Source organism: Bradyrhizobium sp. USDA 4502 (assembly GCF_054063355.1).
Genome location: NZ_JBSSGF010000001.1, coordinates 345600 through 363120 on the forward strand (window position 1 = coordinate 345600; position 17521 = coordinate 363120).

General features: G+C 58.9%; 14 protein-coding genes and 4 pseudogenes. 13 read left to right on the forward strand and 5 right to left on the reverse strand.

Annotated elements, in window-relative coordinates; all coding sequences use genetic code 11:
* Window positions 1–333: 333 nt before the first annotated feature.
* Both ACVW1B_RS01620 and ACVW1B_RS01625 read right to left on the reverse strand, forming a co-directional pair.
* Window positions 334–1233, reverse strand: a complete 900-nt coding sequence (locus tag ACVW1B_RS01620; RefSeq protein WP_253603607.1) for a CmcJ/NvfI family oxidoreductase — start codon at window positions 1231–1233, stop codon at window positions 334–336.
* A gap of 600 nt (window positions 1234–1833) precedes the next feature.
* Window positions 1834–2016 carry a hypothetical protein gene (locus ACVW1B_RS01625; protein ID WP_456821165.1) on the reverse strand — a complete coding sequence of 61 codons (183 nt, stop codon included), beginning with the start codon at window positions 2014–2016 and terminating at the stop codon, window positions 1834–1836.
* Between the two features lie 1101 nt (window positions 2017–3117).
* On the opposite strand from ACVW1B_RS01625, the gene ACVW1B_RS01630 reads away from it, so the two are divergent.
* From ACVW1B_RS01630 to ACVW1B_RS01665, 8 genes and pseudogenes are all read left to right on the forward strand, one after another.
* Window positions 3118–3924 carry a class II aldolase/adducin family protein gene (locus ACVW1B_RS01630; RefSeq protein WP_253603605.1) on the forward strand — a complete coding sequence of 269 codons (807 nt, stop codon included), beginning with the start codon at window positions 3118–3120 and terminating at the stop codon, window positions 3922–3924.
* 336 nt (window positions 3925–4260) lie between these two features.
* Window positions 4261–4464 (forward strand): hypothetical protein, encoded by a 204-nt coding sequence (locus tag ACVW1B_RS01635; RefSeq protein WP_253603604.1) that lies wholly within the window; start codon window positions 4261–4263, stop codon window positions 4462–4464.
* A gap of 109 nt (window positions 4465–4573) precedes the next feature.
* Window positions 4574–5626 (forward strand): IS5 family transposase, encoded by a 1053-nt coding sequence (locus ACVW1B_RS01640; RefSeq protein ID WP_253603602.1) that lies wholly within the window; start codon window positions 4574–4576, stop codon window positions 5624–5626.
* Window positions 5626–5973: pseudogene (locus ACVW1B_RS01645) on the forward strand (hypothetical protein). Before ACVW1B_RS01640 ends, ACVW1B_RS01645 begins: the two are co-directional and overlap by 1 nt.
* A 61-nt stretch (window positions 5974–6034) precedes the next feature.
* Window positions 6035–6172, forward strand: a pseudogene (locus tag ACVW1B_RS01650) (helix-turn-helix domain-containing protein); the annotation flags it as partial.
* Between the two features lie 110 nt (window positions 6173–6282).
* Window positions 6283–7119 carry an IS5 family transposase gene (locus tag ACVW1B_RS01655; RefSeq protein WP_076824982.1) on the forward strand — a complete coding sequence of 279 codons (837 nt, stop codon included), beginning with the start codon at window positions 6283–6285 and terminating at the stop codon, window positions 7117–7119.
* 281 nt (window positions 7120–7400) lie between these two features.
* The gene (locus tag ACVW1B_RS01660) at window positions 7401–8081 is read left to right on the forward strand and encodes an IS110 family transposase (RefSeq protein WP_375166994.1); all 681 of its coding nucleotides are present in this window, start codon (window positions 7401–7403) and stop codon (window positions 8079–8081) included.
* A gap of 82 nt (window positions 8082–8163) precedes the next feature.
* Complete coding sequence (locus ACVW1B_RS01665) at window positions 8164–8550, forward strand: transposase (protein ID WP_375167604.1); 387 nt, start codon at window positions 8164–8166, stop codon at window positions 8548–8550.
* Between the two features lie 860 nt (window positions 8551–9410).
* Here the strand turns inward: ACVW1B_RS01665 and ACVW1B_RS01670 are convergent.
* A pseudogene (locus ACVW1B_RS01670) lies at window positions 9411–10371 on the reverse strand (ISNCY family transposase); the annotation flags it as partial.
* Between the two features lie 4 nt (window positions 10372–10375).
* On the opposite strand from ACVW1B_RS01670, the pseudogene ACVW1B_RS01675 reads away from it, so the two are divergent.
* Window positions 10376–11527 (forward strand): annotated as a pseudogene (locus ACVW1B_RS01675) (transposase); the annotation flags it as partial.
* A gap of 821 nt (window positions 11528–12348) precedes the next feature.
* On the opposite strand, the gene ACVW1B_RS01680 reads toward ACVW1B_RS01675, so the two are convergent.
* Window positions 12349–12573: a hypothetical protein gene (locus tag ACVW1B_RS01680; RefSeq protein ID WP_253603600.1), complete on the reverse strand. Its 225-nt coding sequence runs from the start codon at window positions 12571–12573 to the stop codon at window positions 12349–12351.
* A gap of 143 nt (window positions 12574–12716) precedes the next feature.
* Between ACVW1B_RS01680 and ACVW1B_RS01685 the strand changes: the two genes are divergently transcribed.
* From ACVW1B_RS01685 to ACVW1B_RS01700, 4 genes are read left to right on the forward strand one after another with little or no spacing between them, the layout of a single operon-like run.
* Window positions 12717–13049, forward strand: coding sequence for a non-heme iron oxygenase ferredoxin subunit (locus ACVW1B_RS01685; protein ID WP_256558802.1), 333 nt, complete (start codon window positions 12717–12719; stop codon window positions 13047–13049).
* A 44-nt stretch (window positions 13050–13093) separates the two neighbouring features.
* Window positions 13094–14215: an amidohydrolase family protein gene (locus ACVW1B_RS01690; protein ID WP_253603598.1), complete on the forward strand. Its 1122-nt coding sequence runs from the start codon at window positions 13094–13096 to the stop codon at window positions 14213–14215.
* Window positions 14212–15324, forward strand: coding sequence for an amidohydrolase family protein (locus ACVW1B_RS01695; RefSeq protein ID WP_253603597.1), 1113 nt, complete (start codon window positions 14212–14214; stop codon window positions 15322–15324). Before ACVW1B_RS01690 ends, ACVW1B_RS01695 begins: the two co-directional genes overlap by 4 nt.
* Window positions 15317–15730: a Rieske (2Fe-2S) protein gene (locus ACVW1B_RS01700; RefSeq protein WP_253603595.1), complete on the forward strand. Its 414-nt coding sequence runs from the start codon at window positions 15317–15319 to the stop codon at window positions 15728–15730. The genes ACVW1B_RS01695 and ACVW1B_RS01700 overlap by 8 nt, the downstream gene beginning before the upstream one ends.
* A 613-nt stretch (window positions 15731–16343) precedes the next feature.
* Here the strand turns inward: ACVW1B_RS01700 and ACVW1B_RS01705 are convergent.
* Window positions 16344–17287 (reverse strand): IS630 family transposase gene (locus ACVW1B_RS01705; RefSeq protein WP_141343507.1). Its coding sequence is split into 2 segments (ribosomal slippage): window positions 16344–16946 and window positions 16949–17287, totalling 942 coding nucleotides; the frame shifts between segments, so codons are not numbered across the junction.
* Window positions 17288–17521 lie beyond the last annotated feature (234 nt).

Consider the following 17521-nt stretch of genomic DNA (forward strand, 5'->3'; position numbering starts at 1 on the left):
CCGAGCTTGCGAACAGCTTCGAAAGAAGGAGCGGAACGTCCGACTAATTGCGAAACCGAAGGGAGAGCGACGACCCAGATCCGCTCGTCAAACCCACAAGATTGCAGAAAGGTTGCAAACAAGTGGTTATAATTTCGAAATCAAGCGTCACGCAGAGTCGGCCGCTCCCCTGCAGTGAGTCGATCACATATTGAAGGTCTAGCTGTTCGCCTTCCGCGGCGCTGTTTCGAATCGCTTATGCCGCACCTAGGCCGGACAAGATCTACCACGTCAGCCGGATCGTGGCAGCAGATCCTCGCTGACCGCGTATTGCTGCGCGGTCGCGTCGGCCACTCAGTCGTAGTCGTAGTACACGTAGAACCGCGCCTCGACACTTTCGCGGGGATTGGCATTGGGGTATGCGTAGCGACTGTCAAACGTCGCGTGCACGGACCTCGGTTTAGAATGCGCCTTGGAATCATAGCCCTTAAACAGAATGAACTCGTCCTGCGTCATTTCAGGAAAGTAGTACCAACGGTGAGAAGGACTATAGTGAGGAATCCAAACCCCAATAGTAGTGCCATACCTTCTCTGCGGCGCCTCGACAAGATCAGTATCTAAAATCGATGAGCCATCGCAGAATGCCAGAGGGAAATCCTGCGGAGGCGGCGAAAGAGCACGCCAAGCTTGAATGATCATCAATCGAGAATACGCTCGGTACTCAATCCCCCGCAGTTGGTTGTCATGCGCGGCAACCTGAGGGCCGGCGATCGGCGCGTAATCACAATGGGCAAATCCAGCTCCAAAGTTTCTTACTGAATGCTTGCCCGTCGGGCTGGCTCCTTCCGGTACCGCGCCGCCGCGAAAAGAGGACTTTCCACCGAGAGAGCGAATATTGACACCACCTAGGTCTGTAGTCGTGACCCACGATGCATTGAAATAGTCCTTGATGAACGGGACCATTTCCTCCAGATACTTCTTTTTGAAGATATCCGGCTCGCGCTCGTTTGCACAAGCCATCTTGTGCTGAATGAGAGCGAAGCCCTCCTCGTCGAGCGATAGCTCGTCTGCGATAGGACGCGCGTCGCGAATAGTAACATCGTGGTCGACAAAGGAAATGTCATACCCAGTTGGTGGAGCAACTGCCGGACGCTCGTCGGGTGAGCGTCGAGCAAAGCTCATTTGACCGTGCACGCACTCCAACTGATCGCGATTTACTCGGGCTGTCGATGACGATCGCGGCGCATTTTTCATGGTGCCTCCCTATACCTGCCAGCTCGTGTCGCCAAGCAAAATAGCGGGAGCTGAAGCCTAAAGACCGCAAAGAAGGGGGGTGATTGCAGGAATTCTGCAAAATCAGCTTTAGATTCTACCGATCGCGATGCGCTGTCACTGCCACATGTGCAGTCATGGTCGGGAGTTCCGCCAAAACTCCCTCACAAATTGCTGAGGCGGCACTGGAAGCTGCGAAAGCAGGGGCTGCAATGTCCAGATTCACGTCTGCGGCCAGAAACCGGAGCCTCATCGAACGGGTTTGAGCTCTACGAAAAGCTTATCAAGATGTTTCGGGGCGCGTCCACTGATGTCATCATAACTCGACCTGTGGAATGAAGGTACCCGGCTTGATTACCTTGATCCGATAACTATCGGCAAAGCGGCCTCACTCAGGAATCCTATGGGCCGCTGTATTTATGCAATTAGACTTTGCCCAGAGCTTGCCAGCCTGGATCGCTGAACAATGAACACTCGGGGAGAGCCTATATTTGCGCGCAGAAACTATTGACGAGGGGCGCACGCGCCATTGATTACCAAAGCACCTGGGAGCTCACGAGAAAGCCAATCGTTGCGGCGATCTCACGAACATCCGGCTGGCTGCGCCGCCGCGCGGAAACATGCAATGACCTCGTCGCTACTGACGCTCATGGTGGCCGCCAGAATTTCCAGTTGACTACTCAACATCCCGGTATCCATCCAGCCCGGCGCGACCGTGTTCACAGTAAGGTCATGCTCCGCACGTTCCGATGCGGCAACGGACAAGACCGGTAACTCCATGCTTGCGGTGGTGTTTGCAGCCTTTCCGGGTGCCCTGCCGAAGCTCGCGGTGGATGCCGTAACCACAATGTGGCCTCTGGGGGACTTCGTCAAAGCCGACCACGCCGCGCTCGTGCGAAGAATGGCCCATCCAGCATCACAGCTCGAAGACGTTCTCATTCGGCGTTCGGAAATCCGATCGGTGCGACGAATTGACACATTCCACAAAGATATCGGACGTCCAGCGGCTGTAAGTACATGGCCGATCATGTCACGATTTCCGCCCGAGATGGAAAGGTCCGCACGGCGGACTCGGTCCCGGCTGTCTGCACAGAATTTCCGCGTCGGACGGGCAGCGAGGTACAGCAGGCTTGAATCCGGTGTGCTGCCGTCAAGGCCCGAATGTGGTCAGCGGCGGCCGTACAACGAAGTTTGAGCGGCAGTTGATGTAACCGACTGATGTTCTGAATTCATACTCAAGCACGATGCCGCTAACTTGGCGATTGATCGCAGAGCAGCATTTCGGATGGAGGCTTTTCTTCCTCGCGCAGAGATGCAGCGCTGCTATGGCCATAAACGCATAGATTCCACGATAAGCAACTAAAAATCAACGCAACTCGTAATGGGGGGGGCGATACGATCGCGCACAGAGCAGTTTTACAAGGTATGCGTTCTGTGACGTTACTGATCAGCATGGAACTTACTGGCGCGACAGTCCTGCGAACTGACTTTCAGAGAACCGTCAGGCAACAGCTACCAGCGCTCATCTTAGGGCTCCTCCCGGCACTAGCGATGGCCTTTGAAGAATTTCAATCGAGCGGGCTTCGTCATGTCTCTATATGAGATGAAGACGGAGCGTAGCTAACTCCCACAGCATGGGATCGACGTGTCAGCATGGCCGCTGCCCATCGAATTGCGCACCTGCATGTGTTCTTCGGGGGGGTATCTAACCACCTCACCGCGGACGCTACCGTTCACCTTGGCCGAGAGATAGATTTTGCAGTGAACTCCGCCACGAATGGCCCGGAGTGCGCCGACGCCGGCGCCGTTGGATGCTTGCGACGGCGGCGTGAGGATCACAGCATGTTTTCAAAAGGAGAGAATTCAATGCCAGCTAAAGATCTGAACTCGGTCCTCGCCACCGACGCAGGACCCCAAAAATCTGCCGAATGGCAGGCAAGGGTGGATCTCGCGGCCGCCCACCGTCTAGCCGTCATGCATGACATGAGTGAAGGCATCTTCAATCACTTGACCATGGTGGTGCCGGGCAAGTCCGACCGTTTCCTGCTGATCCCGTTCGGCATGCATTGGTCGGAGGCCACCGCCAGTTCGTTCCTGGAGGTGAGCTATGAGGGCAAGATCTTGAGCGGCGAGGGTGACATCGAGCGCAGTTCGGTTTGCATCCACGCGCCCATTCACCGTCTCAATCCCAAGGCGGCCGTGATCTTCCACACTCACATGCCGTATGCCAGCGCGCTCACCCGGCTCCAGGACCAACGCCTTTTGCCGATCGGCCAGACTGAAGTCTGCATGATGAATAAGATCGCCTACGACGACCGCTACCCGGGCTTCGTGCACGAGCCCGAGGAAGGCGAGCGCCTCGCGAAGCTGCTGCGTGACAAGTCCATCCTGTTCATGGCTAACCACGGCGTCCTAGTCACGGGCGAGACAGTCGGTGAGGCCTACGACCGGCTGTACTACCTTGAGCGCGCCTGCCAGGTACAGGTGTACGCGATGTGGACGCAGCGTGAACTGCACATGATCGATCCGGCAGTCGTCAAGCTGACCAACTCGCAACAGAGCGACAGCTACCTGATGAACAACCCCAAGCCGGCGCGAAAGTCCTGCGAGCTCCATTTCGACGCGCTCAAGCGCGTGCTCGAGCGCAAGGAAGGTGCGGACTACAGGAGCTGAGACAAGCGAAGAACGATATGCCAACCGGAGAGTTAAGGACGGTTTCGAGGAGAGCTGTTCGTGTGCTGGCAGGTGTTCGGAACGACCACGTTCACCTGGCCGGGACCGGTATGAATCGAGAGATTCACGGACCGTTTTGCGAGAGGCCGGGGGTGAAAATCCCCGCCCACTCACCCGGTGGTTACGACGTGGATGGTCCGGGATTAGGCGATGGATGGGGCATCATGCCTTGCTTGAGTCGAGGAGTTCCTCGCGCCGACGCTGCGCAAGAGCGGCCTCGTCTTGACAATCTGCGCACCCACAAGATCGACGGCATTCGCGAGGCGATTGAAGTGGTTGGCGGCCGAGCTCTGCTATCTGCTTGCCTACTCACCGGATCTCGACCCGATCCAAATGGGCATTCTCGAAGCTGAAATCCGCGGTACGGAAAGGCACGGCACGCGCCGTCAAGGCGGTGATGAAACTGATCGGCAAGCTCATCAGACATTGTGTCAGACCAGTGCGCCAACTACTTTCGACATGCCGGATACCAGAGCATGACCACATTAAGTGAAAAATGCTTTGGTCTACTAGCAGGCTGTTGAAAAAGGCGCTCGCCTGCGAGCGGCGACCATGATTCATTGGCTCCGACGAGATTCGGAGACGGTGCGTGCGCGGCGACGACAATCGGACGGGCGAGCTGTTCAGCTACGTCGATCTGGAAGCACGAGTGCGGCGTGATCATCCGCTGCGAGCGATCCGGACGATCGTGAACGAGGCGCTGGCGGCGCTGGAACGCGAGCTCGCCGCGCTTTATTCGCCGATTGGGCGGCCGTCGATTCCGCCGGAGAAGCTGCTGCGGGCGATGCTGTTGCAGGTGTTTTATTCGATCCGCTCGGAGCGGCTTCTGATGGAGCGGCTGGAATATGATTTGCTGTTCCGCTGGTTCGTCGGAATCGGCGTCGACGATGCAGCCTGGAACCATTCGGTGTTCTCGAAGAACCGCGACCGGCTGCTGGAAGGCGACATCGCGGCCAAGTTCCTCGCGGCGGTGCTGGCGCAGCCCAGGGTGAAGGGGCTTCTGTCGAGCGATCACTTCTCGGTCGACGGCACGCTGATCGAGGCCTGGGCCTCGATGAAGAGCGTCAAACCGAAGGATGGCTCCGGCGAGCCGCCGGCCCAAGGCGGCGGGCGCAATGCCGAAGCGGACTTCCACGGCCAGAAACGCTCCAACGACACCCATGCTTCGACCACCGATCCGGATGCCAGGCTGTACCGCAAGGGGAAAGGCAAGGAGACGAAGCTGTGCTTCATCGGGCATGGGCTGATGGAGAACCGCAACGGCCTGCTGGTCGACGCCTGCCTGACGCAGGCGAACGGGCATGCCGAACGGGTGGCCGCGATCACGCTTGGCGCCGACAAAGCCTACGATGCAGAAGACTTCGTCAACGAGCTGCGCTCGATGAACGTGACGCCGCATGTTACGCAGAACACCAGCGGCCGCAGCTCTGCGATCGACGGGCGTACGACACGGCACGGCGGTTATGCCGTCAGCCAGCGCATCCGCAAGCGGATCGAGGAGGCATTCGGCTGGATCAAGACGGTCGCCGGGCAAGAGAAGACCAGCTTCCGTGGCCGTGATCGGGTCGGATGGGCCTTTACCTTCGCTGCGGCCGCCTACAATCTGGTGCGGCTGCCCAAGTTGATCGCGGAGGCTGGCTGATGGCCAAGGTGCCCAGCTTCGCCAAGGCCTTTGCCGGCCACTGGCGCATCGTCGAAATGGACAACTGGGACAGCGACTTCGTCGACCTTGTCGAAGAGGCGCATCTCACCTTCGGCGGCAAGTCCGATGGCGAAATCGCCTTTTGGGGCTCTGAAGGGCTTCCTTGACGTGCGCTACGGCAGCCGCGACGGATCGGCCTGCGCCGAGTTCTCGTGGGAGGGGGCACGACGAGAATGATCCGTCCTGTGGTCGCGGATGGGCCATGATCGGCACCGCGGGCAGGCTCGTTGGCCACTTCTACACTCCACAATGGCGACGACTCAGCCTTCGTTTGCGAACGCGGCTGAGTTCTTCAACAGTCCCAAGTTTTGATGGTGCATTCTTGTCGCACGATTCGAAGGATGCGCTATGGGACAGGCTTTACACGGCTGCGCCACCACGACGGAGGCAGTCCGTCGAGCAATACAAAATAGTCAAGAGAGCCTGAGAGCACTCGCCAAGCGCTACGGGATCAACCAGAAGACTGTCGCAAAGTGGAAGCAGCGCTAGACCGTCGCAGATCGTGCGACAGACCTCAGAGCCTGACTGAAAAATGGGTGAGTGATCTCAGTGGGGTGTGATTCCATCGGATTTGCAAAGATTCGAGGGAGAGCACGATGCCCTGGACCAAGATCACTCGGGAGCAATATCGGCGGGACGATCTGCGTTATGCAAGCGATATGACCGATGCGGAGTGGGCGGTGATCAGACGCCTGTTGCCGCGAGCGAACCGGCGCGGCCGGCCGCGTAAGACGGAGCTGCGTCGTGTGATCGAAGCGATCCTCTATATCGTTTCGACCGGCTGCCAGTGGCGGGCGTTGCCGCAGGAGTTCCCGCCCTATTCGACGGTGCAGGGCTATTTTTATAGATGGCGGGATACAGGCCGGTGGCAGAGGATTGTCAGCGTGCTTGTCCGACGGGCGCGAAAAAAGCTTGGACGGACACCGAAGCCGACGGCAGCCGTGATCGACAGTCAAAGTGCGCCAACCACGCAAGCTGGCGGACCGCGCGGCTACGATGCAGGCAAGCGCATCTACGGCCGCAAGCGGCATATCGTGACGGATACCAATGGCCTCCTCCTTGGGGTTCATGTTCATCCGGCCAACGTTCAGGACTGCCATGGCGCCGTACCGCTGCTGAAGAACGTGCGGATGAACTTCCCCCGGCTGCGCCACGTCTTTGCCGACCGGATCTACCGCGGAAATCAACTCCTCGACGCGCTCTCAGACTGCGGTCCATGGACTGTCGAGATCGTCGAGCGGCCTCAAGGCGTCAAAGGCTTCCAGCTTCTGCCGAGGCGGTGGGTGGTTGAACGCACATTCGCTTGGTTCGGCAGATGCCGCCGCCTCGCCAAGGACTTCGAGGCGACGGTGGCAACCGAAGCTGCCTGGCTGCTGATTGCACACATCAGGCTCCTGACCCGCAGACTCGCGGCTGCAGCTAAGGTTGGGTGATTTATGAGTCAGACTCTCAGGATCTATCGGGACCAAGGCTGTCATTGTTGGCTAGCGTCCTTAGGTCACGACATCGTCGTTGGCGAGATGTTCGGCGACATACCCCGCATTAGCTAGCGAGAGCTTTGCAAAAGTTGGAGGCGTGGTGATCGAATCGACGATGGGCCGGCGGGTGTGCCTGGCGGCTCTCGGCGTCAGGCTGGGTGTAGATTCCATGGGGCGGTGAGCGTGGCCTTTCCGATAGGTTTGGGTTTGTACACTCGAACCATCGGAGAAGTCAGATGCAAGCATCGACCACAGGCACGCCCACCGCCAGCCATTGTGGTACAATTTTTGTTGCGATCGAACTCAGTCAGAAGACGTGGCTTGTGACGCTGCACAGCCCGGGCTGGGATCGGATGTCGCGCCACAAGCTGCAAGGAGGCGATCACGCCGAACTGCTGGCTTTGATCGAACGGAGCCGCGCCCGGGTGGCGGAGAAGCTCGGATCGGCGCCGCGTGTGGTGAGCTGCTATGAAGCCGGCTATGACGGCTTTTGGCTGCACCGGCTGCTGGAGGCGGCCGGGATTTTGAACTTCCTGTTCGACCCCGCGAGCATTGCGGTGGAGCAGCGGGCACGGCGAGCAAAGACGGACCGGATCGACGGCGAGCTATTGCTGCGCACCCTGATGGCCTATTTGCGGGGTGAGCCGCGGGTGGTCCGGATCGTGCGGGTGCCGCGCGTGGAAGCGGAGGATGCCCGGCGCGCCAGCCGCGAACGCGACCGGCTGGTCACCGAGCAGACCGCCCACAGCAACCGGATCAAGGCGTTGCTGCGTCTTCGGGGGATGGCGGTCGGCAATCCGCGGCGGCGCGACTGGCTGGCCTGGCGAGCGGCAGCGCGACTGGAAGGGCGAGGCGCTGCCGCCGCATCTTCTGGCCGAGATCAAGCGCGAGCACGCCCGGCTGATGCTGGTGTGTGAGCAACTCGCGGCGCTGGAGCAGACCCAGGCTGCGGACACTTCTCCGGCGGTTCCGACGCCGATGGTCGAGCGACGGGATCAATTGCAGCGGCTCAAGGCGCTCGGCCCGGCGTTCACGGCAACGCTGGTGAACGAGCTGTTCAACAAGGACTTCCGCAACCGCCGCGAGGTCGCCAGCTATTGCGGCTTGACGCCCAGTCCCTGGAAGAGCGGCGGCACCGATCGCGAGCAAGGCATCAGCAAGGCCGGCAATCAGCGCGCCCGCCACAAGGCGATCGAACCTGGCCTGGCTCTGGCTTCGCCACCAGGGCGACAGCGCGCTCAGTCGCTGGTTTCGCACCCGCACCGCCGACGCCGGCAAGCGCGCCAAACGCATCGCCATCGTCGCGCTGGCGCGCAAGCTGATCGTGGCGTTGTGGCGCTACCTCACCACCGGCCTCGTTCCCGAGCAGGCAATGATCAAGGATAAAACCAACCACGTCCACCACGCGCCGCGGCTCCGCCGCGCTCCGTGCGGGATGGATGATGACCGTGCCATCCTAGGGCTTCAACCGCCGTTTCGTAGATGGGTCTCATCCTCGCTAAGCTTCCTCGCCGCAAGCATGCGGAAGGTGGGTACGGATCAAACAATCCGACCGGATATGAGGTGATGCAGTGAACTGCAGCAATCTTCGGAAGCCAATCCCTGTTCGTTGCCCGGTCGTCGCGCTGCGCTACGCATGGCTCCGCGCGCCACCCTCTTGCCGTCAACCCCCAACCCGGACTTCTCGAAGAGGCTTGACTCACAAATCCCCATATGAGGATGGGCCACCGCTTGAGAATCATAGCGGCAAGCGCGAGCTAGATGCTGTTGCATTGCGGGCGAGACCCCGATAGCGAGGGCGGGCGAAGCGATAACTATTCTTCAGTACGCGAATATCGGCTCTATTGGCGCACGGACGCGGGAGATGAGCTTGTTACGGCGAACCATCCATCGATGCGTCTGATGCCAGCGATTGCCTCGCCGCGCGATCCCGTCGTGACTGCCGAGCTTTCTTAGTCTCTCCCGACGAATCTGGGTACGTAGGCTTTATCGTGCCGCGCGGCAAACAGGATGGAAGCGCGTATTGCCGCGTGTAGCGATGTTCCCGATAGACCTGTTGTTGCCTCATCTATGTTGCTCCCTAGTCAGGGAGCGAAGGAAGCCGGTCGCGCGGATGTCGCGCTCGGTCCTCGAGCGAGCGCTTGCAAAGCCAACAGACCGGTGATCGGGCGTCGTCAAGGCCGACAGCCGCCGACGGCAGTGGCGCAACGCGCCAGGCCTTGAGCACAGTCGATCACCGGTCTACTTCACACCGCCGTTCCTTCGTCAAGCAGCGGCGGGCATTCCGGTGATGTGTCGATCACGTCGGTTTGTGCTGCGTTTTTCCGGGATCTAAACAACAGTGCGCTTGCTTGCTCGCTGCGCCACGATTTGAGACGACGTGAAGAGTTGGGAGTACTTTGCTCGGGTAGACCCCGGGGCATTCTGCCTGACGCTTGGAGGAGTGCGCTGCCGGTTCGCCACGGCTCGGCCTCGAACCATTCGCGCAACTGTGGCGCAGCCTTGACGAGCGGATCAGGGCGTCGTCGCTCACGCTTCGGCTTCGCAATTGGCCTGTCGGTCGGGCGTCCCGCTCCTTCTTTCCATGCTATTCGCAAGCTCGACAAGAACTGTTCAATCGACGGCGCCGCAGTTGGATGGCTACTAGGCGGCGTCGGTGAGACTGGCCAACTGCGCGGCTTGGATATCGCGCAGTAAAGCGCACCGGATCCGGGCCGGCGAGGTGGGCACAGACGGCATCAGGTGTTCTTGCTTCGGCAACCAGCCGCTGATGCGGGGTCGCGGGGGACTGTACGTTTGTGAACCCGCGCTCCGTCGCGCTCCTTTCGTATCAATTTAAACGACGGCTGGAAACAGTTCACGAACAAGTGGGCCGAACGGTAAAGCCGAGCCAGCACAGCAGCCGCTTCGAGCCCCTCGAATCGACGGTGGCCGACCATTCGTCGGATCACCGCGCCGTTCTTCTGCTCGACAAAGGCCTGGTCGTTCTTGTGATCGGGGCGACAGCGCGTGAAGACGATACCAGCCTGTTCGCAATACACCTTCAAGGTCTTCATGAACACAGAGTCGTTGTCGGTGTCCAGAGCCAGGAACGCGCCATTTACGAAGTTCGGTCAGAACCGTGCTCAACAACCTCTGTTCGCGCACCACAAGTGGCGCGCATTCCGTCCAGCCGGTGGCGATGTCCGTGAGAACGAGCGTCTGGACGCGGCGCCACGATCCATTGATGGCGGTGCAGGCGGGGAAGCTTGAGGGGCGGCGCGCGGACTGCGCCGCAGTAGCCGGCAAGTCGACGTTGCACCGGCTGGAATTGTCGAAGCCGGAACCATCGCGCTATCACAAGATCAGCTATGATGCGGCGGCGGTAGACCGGCTATTCGTCGATCTGTTTCTCGATGTGCATCGGACGCGCCCCGCCAGGTCACCCTCGACCTCGAATGCCACCGATGATCCGTTGCATTGTGAGCAGGAAGGGCGCTTCTTTCATGGCTACTACAAGTCTTATTGTTACCTGCCGCTGTATATTTTTTGCGGGCGGCGCCTTCTTTGCGCCAAGCTGCGCCGGTCCAATATCGACGCTAGCGCGGGCTCGGTTGAAGAGGGTGTTTGCGCAGATCCGCGGGCTTGCCCAAGGTACGCATTCTGCTGCGGGCGGATTCGGGGTTCATGGTGCGAACAGAACGATGTCACTCGACTTGGCCAAGAATAGCAGGCGGATTGCCGAGATCGTGGCCGAGCTCGCCCGAGGCCGCCGAGGAAAACCGCCAGAGCGGTAGGCCAGCCCAGCGCTTCAAGGACTTCCAATACAGAACGCGCAAGAGCTGGAGCCGGCATCGTCGCGTCGTCGGCAAGGCCGAGTGGATGATCCCGTCCGTCGCCGAGAGTGATAGCGCGACAAAGCCCCGGTGCAAGAAGAAATCTATCAGGTCGGCGATCGACCTGGCCATGTTGGAAGCCCGGGCCAATCGGCACTTCGTCGTCACCTCGCTTGCAGGCCGACCAGCATCAGGCCCGCGCGCTCTACGAGAAGCTCTATTGCGCCCGCGGCGAGATGGAAAATCGCATCAAGGAATGTCAGCTCGATCTGTTCGCCAGGACCTCCACCCGCACCATGCGCGCCAACCAGTTGCGGCTTTGGCTGTCCTCAATGGCCTATGTCCTGATCAGCGCGCTGCGCCGCACCGCCCTTGCCACGACCCGCTTCGCCGACGCCACATGCGGCACCATCCGCCTAAAGCTGTTCAAAATCGGCGCCTATGTCCGCATCGCCGTCCGCCGGATCAAGTTCTCGATGGCATCGGCGTTTCCCTATACCGACGTCTTTCGCTCCGCATGGGCCGCGCTCGACGGTGCGGCTCTCTGAACCCTCGGCCCACAGGAGAGTCTTATGATCCCCGAACAACCCGGCCAACCCGCCGCAGCGGGCGAGAAGTTATGCCCCGGCGCCAGTTGTGGTATCGCCGACGTCAACTTGCCGCAGCACTCGATCAAATGGCGTGAGAAATCCGGGCTAAGGTGCTTCCAGCGGGCTAGGTTGCTTCCAGGCCTGCCGTCGACATCTGGAGGCGGCGGAATGCTTGGCAGAGGAACGGATCAGCGTCAATCAGCATGGCGCGCTTTAGGACAAATCCGGACTTCGCGATGCGCGGTGATGAACGCAAATGCCCGTTCTGCCGATCCGCTACTGCTCGCGGAAGTGCCACAATGTCGATGATCCGGTACCGGATCGCTGAGGGAGAAGCCCTGGAAAGCCTGAACGACAGTCGGTCAACTAAGGCCTCTAGAGTCTGACAGTCCATTCCATTGCTGCAGCAACAGCGCCATGAACAGCGCCAGCGAGGGGTAGCGGGAGCTCCCATCGAGCCGCTACGCAAGTCGCTCAGCAGACTATCCACGGCACCCCAGTCGACCAGTCCGACAACCTGCTGCAGCGCGGCGATGGCACGCCCTGCGTCACTCACCAAGCCATCAGTAAAGCGCCGATCTGTCGCTCCGCCATGATCCTCTCTCGCGAATTTCCGGAAAAGAGGATCATTTCGTCACTTGTGCAAAGCCCCCGACTAGCGTGACATTGGCACGGTGTTCCAAAATTACGCGCTCTTTGCGCATATAACCTCACCTTCCCAGCGCGCTAGGCAAGACCGAGATCGAGGCCAGAATCAAGCGGGCGGTCCGGCTTGGCGCCTATGGTAAGCGCCAGCAGCGCGTCGGGTGCAGCAGCTCGCCGAGCTGTACGAGCGGCCGCAGAATGCCTAGGTTGCGCAGTCCATCGGCGAGAACGACCAGCTCCATCGCAAGGTCTTGGCGATGAATGACGCAAGCTGCAGGATGGAAATTGCGGGCAACGTGCAGGCGCTGGCGATCAATGTGGAGGCGGTCGGCCAGCCAATCAAAATCGGTGTAGGACATCGCCCATTCTGCAGAATTCCTGCAATCATGAATTGGTATTCGCAGCCTTTAGCCTTCGAAGCTCCATTAGATTGTACTAGACGCGTGACACAGATCGGATGAATATGAGTTCGGTTCCGTCGAGAAGCTCGCAGCTTTCGGAAATGTCGGTGGCGGAGGAGCCGGCCGGCAGGTGGGCAGCAGTTTTGACTATCGCGGACTTGGCGCCCGGTGATATGGCCGCGGTCGCTGTGGGCGATCTGCGGATCGCAATCTACAACATCGAAGGCCAGTTCTTCGCCACAGAAAACGTCTGTACGCATGCGTTTGCGATCTTAACCGATGGATGGTTAGAGGGAAACATTATTGAATGTCCCTTACATGCGGGCCAGTTCGACGTGAGGACGGGGTGCGCTCTCGGCGATCCTGTTACCTGCAATCTAAGGGCTTTCAAAACTCGCGTCCGAGGTGACCGGCTCGAGATCTTTGTTCCGTAAACCTATCAAGTACGAAACCGTTCAATACGAGCGCTGGTGGCCAAATGGAATCGGAATGCATCGATTATATCGCGACTTTTTCAGACGGGCAGGATGTGCCGGATGTGGGTTGCATAGACTGCGACATTCACCCTACGGTACCGAACCTGAGCTCGCTCCTTCCGTACATGGACGAGCATTGGAAGAGGCAGGTCGTCGAGCGCGGAATGGACAGCACTAACCTAGACAGCTGCAGCTTTCCTCCCAGCGTTCCAGCATTATGCAGGCCAGACTGGCGCCCCCCAGATAGACGGGCGGGCTCACGGCCCGAAGACCTGATCAAGCATGGAGTTGCACCATTTGAGACGCGAGCGGCAATATTGAATCCGCTGTATGGAGTTCAAGCCATCCACGATGAAGGAATGGCAGTTGCATTTGCCAGAGCTCTAAATGAGTGGATTGCAAAAGAGTGGCTGCTGTATGACAAGCGTCTGCATGCTTCCATTGTCGTTACGCCTCAGAATCCTAGCGCGGCCGCTCAAGAGATCGAAAGGCTTGCTCCGAATGGTCGTTTTGTCCAAGTTCTAATGCTTGCCGCTACGGAATTGCCCCTTGGAAAACAATTCTATTGGCCAATCTATGAGGCGGCACACAAGCATAAATTGCCGATCGGGATTCATTGCGGTAGCAACTATAGACACGCGCCATCGTCTCTTGGGTGGCAATCATATTTCGTTGCCGAATACGTCGATCATCCCAATATTTTTCAATCACAAATACTGAGCATCATTGCTCACGGCGTATTTACGAAATTTCCGGAGCTGCGCTTCGTCTGTTCTGAAGCGGGCTTTCTCTGGCTCCCGAATTTCATGTGGCGCGCTCAGAAATATTGGCGGGGGCTCCGCTTTGAGACGCCATGGGTCGACAAGTCGCCGGCCGATATTATTCGCGATAATTTTCGTTTTACGCTCCAGCCGACCGATGCGCCACTAGCGCTCGGTGTCTTGGAACGAGTATTCGACCAATTCCACTCTGATGAGATGATTCTCTTTTCCACCGATTACCCACACTATCACTTCGATGGTATCCGAGCGTTGCCGGGAGGCATCTCGGCCAGCTTGGCTCAGAAAATCTGCGTCGACAATCCCTTGAAGACCTATCCTCGTCTGCGGGAGCTCCAGCGATGAATAAGCCACTCGAGCGGGGCGCATTCCAATCCACCAGAAAGACCCGGCAAAAGATTATCGATTGCGATATCCACCCGCGGTTACGGTCACACAAGGATTTGCACCCTTACCTGAGCCAGCAATGGAAAACGCATCTCGATAATTTCGGAATGCGTTATCGCCAACCTTGGGTTGACGCACCTAGATACCCGAAAGCGACGCCAGCCTTTTCCATGCGAGACGCTTGGCCGCCGGATGGCGGCGTACCGGGATCTTCACTGTCGTTCATGCAAGAGCAGTATCTGGATCCCTGCGGGGTCGAATATGGCATCCTGTTTCTGTTGCATCCATGGGGAATGAAGGACACGAACATGGATTTCGGAACGGCGCTGTGCAGTGCCGCCAACGACTGGCAACACAATGAATGGACGCGAAAGGATCGACGGCTAAAGGGGAGCTTGCTTGTTAATGGCGAGGATCCCCAAGGTTCAGTTGCGGAGCTTGAGCGTTGGGCTGGCAACAGCGACTTCGTTCAGCTCTCCCTCTCCAGTGGCGTCACAGAGCCACTCGGCCGCAGACGCTACTGGCCGATCTACGAAGCGGCTGTGCGACTTGGTTTGCCCTTGGGATTTCACAATAGTGGAGACGCGGCCGGCGGAGCGGGATGGCCTTCCTTCTATCAAGAATTTCAGCACTGGACTACCTTCGAACTCCGCGAGCTTCTAACCAGCTTCGTATTCGAGGGCGTTTTTGAGCGCTTTCCAACACTGAAAGTGGTGCTCGTTGAAGGTGGATTCGCGTGGATCAACGCTTGGTGTTGGCGCGCGGATCGTCAATGGATCCGCATGCGAGATGAAGTACCACATCTTAAGATGCTCCCCTCAGAATACGTGAAGCGGGCCGTCTACCTGACAACTCAGCCCATGGACGAGCCCGAGAGGGTGAATGATATCCATGACGTGATATCCTGGTTTGGTGAGGATCGGTTTCTGTTCGCGTCGGATTATCCACACTGGGATTGGGACGATCCTAGTCAAGCTTTCAAGTGCGCCCTCTCAGAAGCAGAGCGTCACCGAATCTACTTTGCAAATGCAGCCAAGGTGTACGGGCTGGAGCCGCGTGATGGCTAAGCATGTCGTCGCGGTCGTAACAGATATTCCGAGCGGTGGCCGGTTCGCGACAACTGTGCGGGGCCGCCCGATTGTTGTTTTCAATTTAGATGGGCAGTTTTTCGCACTGCTTGACCGATGTCCTCACTCGGGAGCGCGCCTAAGTCATGGATTACTTACAGGCTTGCTTCAATCGGACGCGCCAAACTGCTTTAAATATTCGCGCCTTGGCGAAATCATCAAATGTCCATGGCATGGTTGGGAGTTTGATATTCGCTCAGGTCAATCATATTGCAGCCCGGAGTCAGTGAAGACAAAGGCCTTCGAAGTCAAAGTTCAATCTGGCTCTGAGCTTAGCAAAGGGCCCTTTGTTGCAGAGACTTTTAGCGTTTCGGTTGAGAACAATTACGTTGTTGTAGCAATGTGATTGCGATTGGGGCAATCTGGCGATGCCCGTTGCATGCCTCGACGGTCCGGCAGACGATCGTTCAAACCCGCATCGTGCGCCAATAATCAGGAACAACTGGTTTTCGTGTCCTGGAAGGCGCGAGGCGATCCTGCGGGACATCAGGGCAATCTAATGCGGCGAGAACGCCGATATCGCGCTCACACGCCTTGAGAAATTCGACGCCGCATGGAGCAAGCGCTGTCCGGAGATCGGAGTGGTTTGGCAGCTTGGGATTGCGTGGCGGCGTTGACCTTGCCCACACTTCCAGTCCTGAGTTCTCGCCGGTCGTTTGGATTTGCCCGGTTGTGCGGGTGTGGGAGCGGCGGGAACCGGTGCGGAGCCTTCGGCATAGCGCAGCGCCAGATCCCGGCGTGGGTGCCAGGCTCTCCCCGGGGCACGACTTGGCAAAGCGTTATTGCGCCAGCTCGCTGATCCGCTGAGGCGTATTGGCCGCGATCAGAATGGAGCCTGCCGATTGTGCGGGCGATACCGAGACGACATAGCGTTCTCCATATGGTGGATATATGGACGCCGGCATATTACCAAGCCGCTCACGTTGGCGCAGATAGGAGCATTTTCCACATGATGTGGATCATCTGGTGTATCCAGCATGCCTAAAGTAGTTGGCACACATCTGCGGCGCAAACGACTTGACGAGTTTGCCGATGAGTTTGAGCAGGGCTTGGACCGTGCGGGTGGCGCCTTTGCGCAGCGCAGCTTTCAACCGGGAGAAGGCCTGTTCGATTGGATTGAGGTCGGGCGAGTAGGCCGGCAGATAACGCACGCGGGCGCCGACAGCCTCGATCGCCTCGCGGACACCGGCGATCTTGTGAGTGCGCAAGTTGTCCATGAAGACGATGTCGCCCTTGCGCAAGGTCGGCGCCAGGACTTGCTCGACATAAGCCAGGAACGAGGGCCCATCCATTGCACCGTCGATGACATAGGGCGCCGTGAGGCCATCGATGCGCAGCGCGGCGACAAGCGTCAGCGTCTTCCAGTGACCATGGGGCACGCCAGAGACGAGGCGCTCACCGCGAGGAGAGCGCCCATAGTGCCGGACCATCTTCGTCGTGACCGCAGTCTCGTCGATAAAGATGAGGCGCGGTGCACGCAGCTTGGGCTGCTCGGCTTTCAGCGCGGCACGCTCGGCAGCGACGTCAGGTCGATCCTGCTCGGCGGCGTGCAGTGTTTTTTTTTGAAGGTGATGCTGTGACGGTCGAAGAAACGCCAGATCGAACCGATGCCGGCCTTTTGCTTTCTCTGAGAGCGCAGACGCGCGCGGATCTCCTCGAGCGTCAGGTCCGGCTCCGCGGCGATCAGCTCGATCAGCCACTGCTTGTGCTGCTCCAACGGCGAGCGGCTGTGCCCGGTGCCGGGCTTGGCCTCAACGTTTCCGGTCTTCCTCCAACGATCCATCCATCGGATCGTAGTCGAAGCGCCGAGATTGAGAATGCGCGCAGCCTCACGTGCGCTTTCGCCGGACTCAACAAGCTCAACCGCACGCACCCTGAGGTCCTTGGAGTATCCCTTCGCCATCGCATGCCCCGCATGTTGTCGCGGGCAACACCGAATCTGATTTGCGTGCCCGTGGGAATCCCCTTTGACTGTTCCGATTCACCTCAACTGGAAACCGCTCTAGTCGCGCAGGGATGCGCACTCCGGCATCAGGTCGGAAGCTGCCGCGCGACAGGCAATAGGAATGAAGCTGGCGCAACGACGCGCATAGCTGACATCGGTCTTACGCCAAGGCACTTTCTTCGCGTTCACATC

Excerpts from the sequence above, each read along its gene's own strand:
- ACVW1B_RS01620 (WP_253603607.1), bottom strand. The coding sequence starts at position 1,233 with ATGAAAAATGCGCCGCGATCGTCATCGACAGCCCGAGTAAATCGCGAT.
- ACVW1B_RS01630 (WP_253603605.1), top strand. The coding sequence starts at position 3,118 with ATGCCAGCTAAAGATCTGAACTCGGTCCTCGCCACCGACGCAGGACCC.
- ACVW1B_RS01655 (WP_076824982.1), top strand. The coding sequence starts at position 6,283 with ATGCCCTGGACCAAGATCACTCGGGAGCAATATCGGCGGGACGATCTG.
- ACVW1B_RS01660 (WP_375166994.1), top strand. The coding sequence starts at position 7,401 with ATGCAAGCATCGACCACAGGCACGCCCACCGCCAGCCATTGTGGTACA.
- ACVW1B_RS01680 (WP_253603600.1), bottom strand. The coding sequence starts at position 12,573 with ATGTCCTACACCGATTTTGATTGGCTGGCCGACCGCCTCCACATTGAT.
- ACVW1B_RS01685 (WP_256558802.1), top strand. The coding sequence starts at position 12,717 with ATGTCGGTGGCGGAGGAGCCGGCCGGCAGGTGGGCAGCAGTTTTGACT.
- ACVW1B_RS01690 (WP_253603598.1), top strand. The coding sequence starts at position 13,094 with ATGGAATCGGAATGCATCGATTATATCGCGACTTTTTCAGACGGGCAG.
- ACVW1B_RS01695 (WP_253603597.1), top strand. The coding sequence starts at position 14,212 with ATGAATAAGCCACTCGAGCGGGGCGCATTCCAATCCACCAGAAAGACC.
- ACVW1B_RS01700 (WP_253603595.1), top strand. The coding sequence starts at position 15,317 with ATGGCTAAGCATGTCGTCGCGGTCGTAACAGATATTCCGAGCGGTGGC.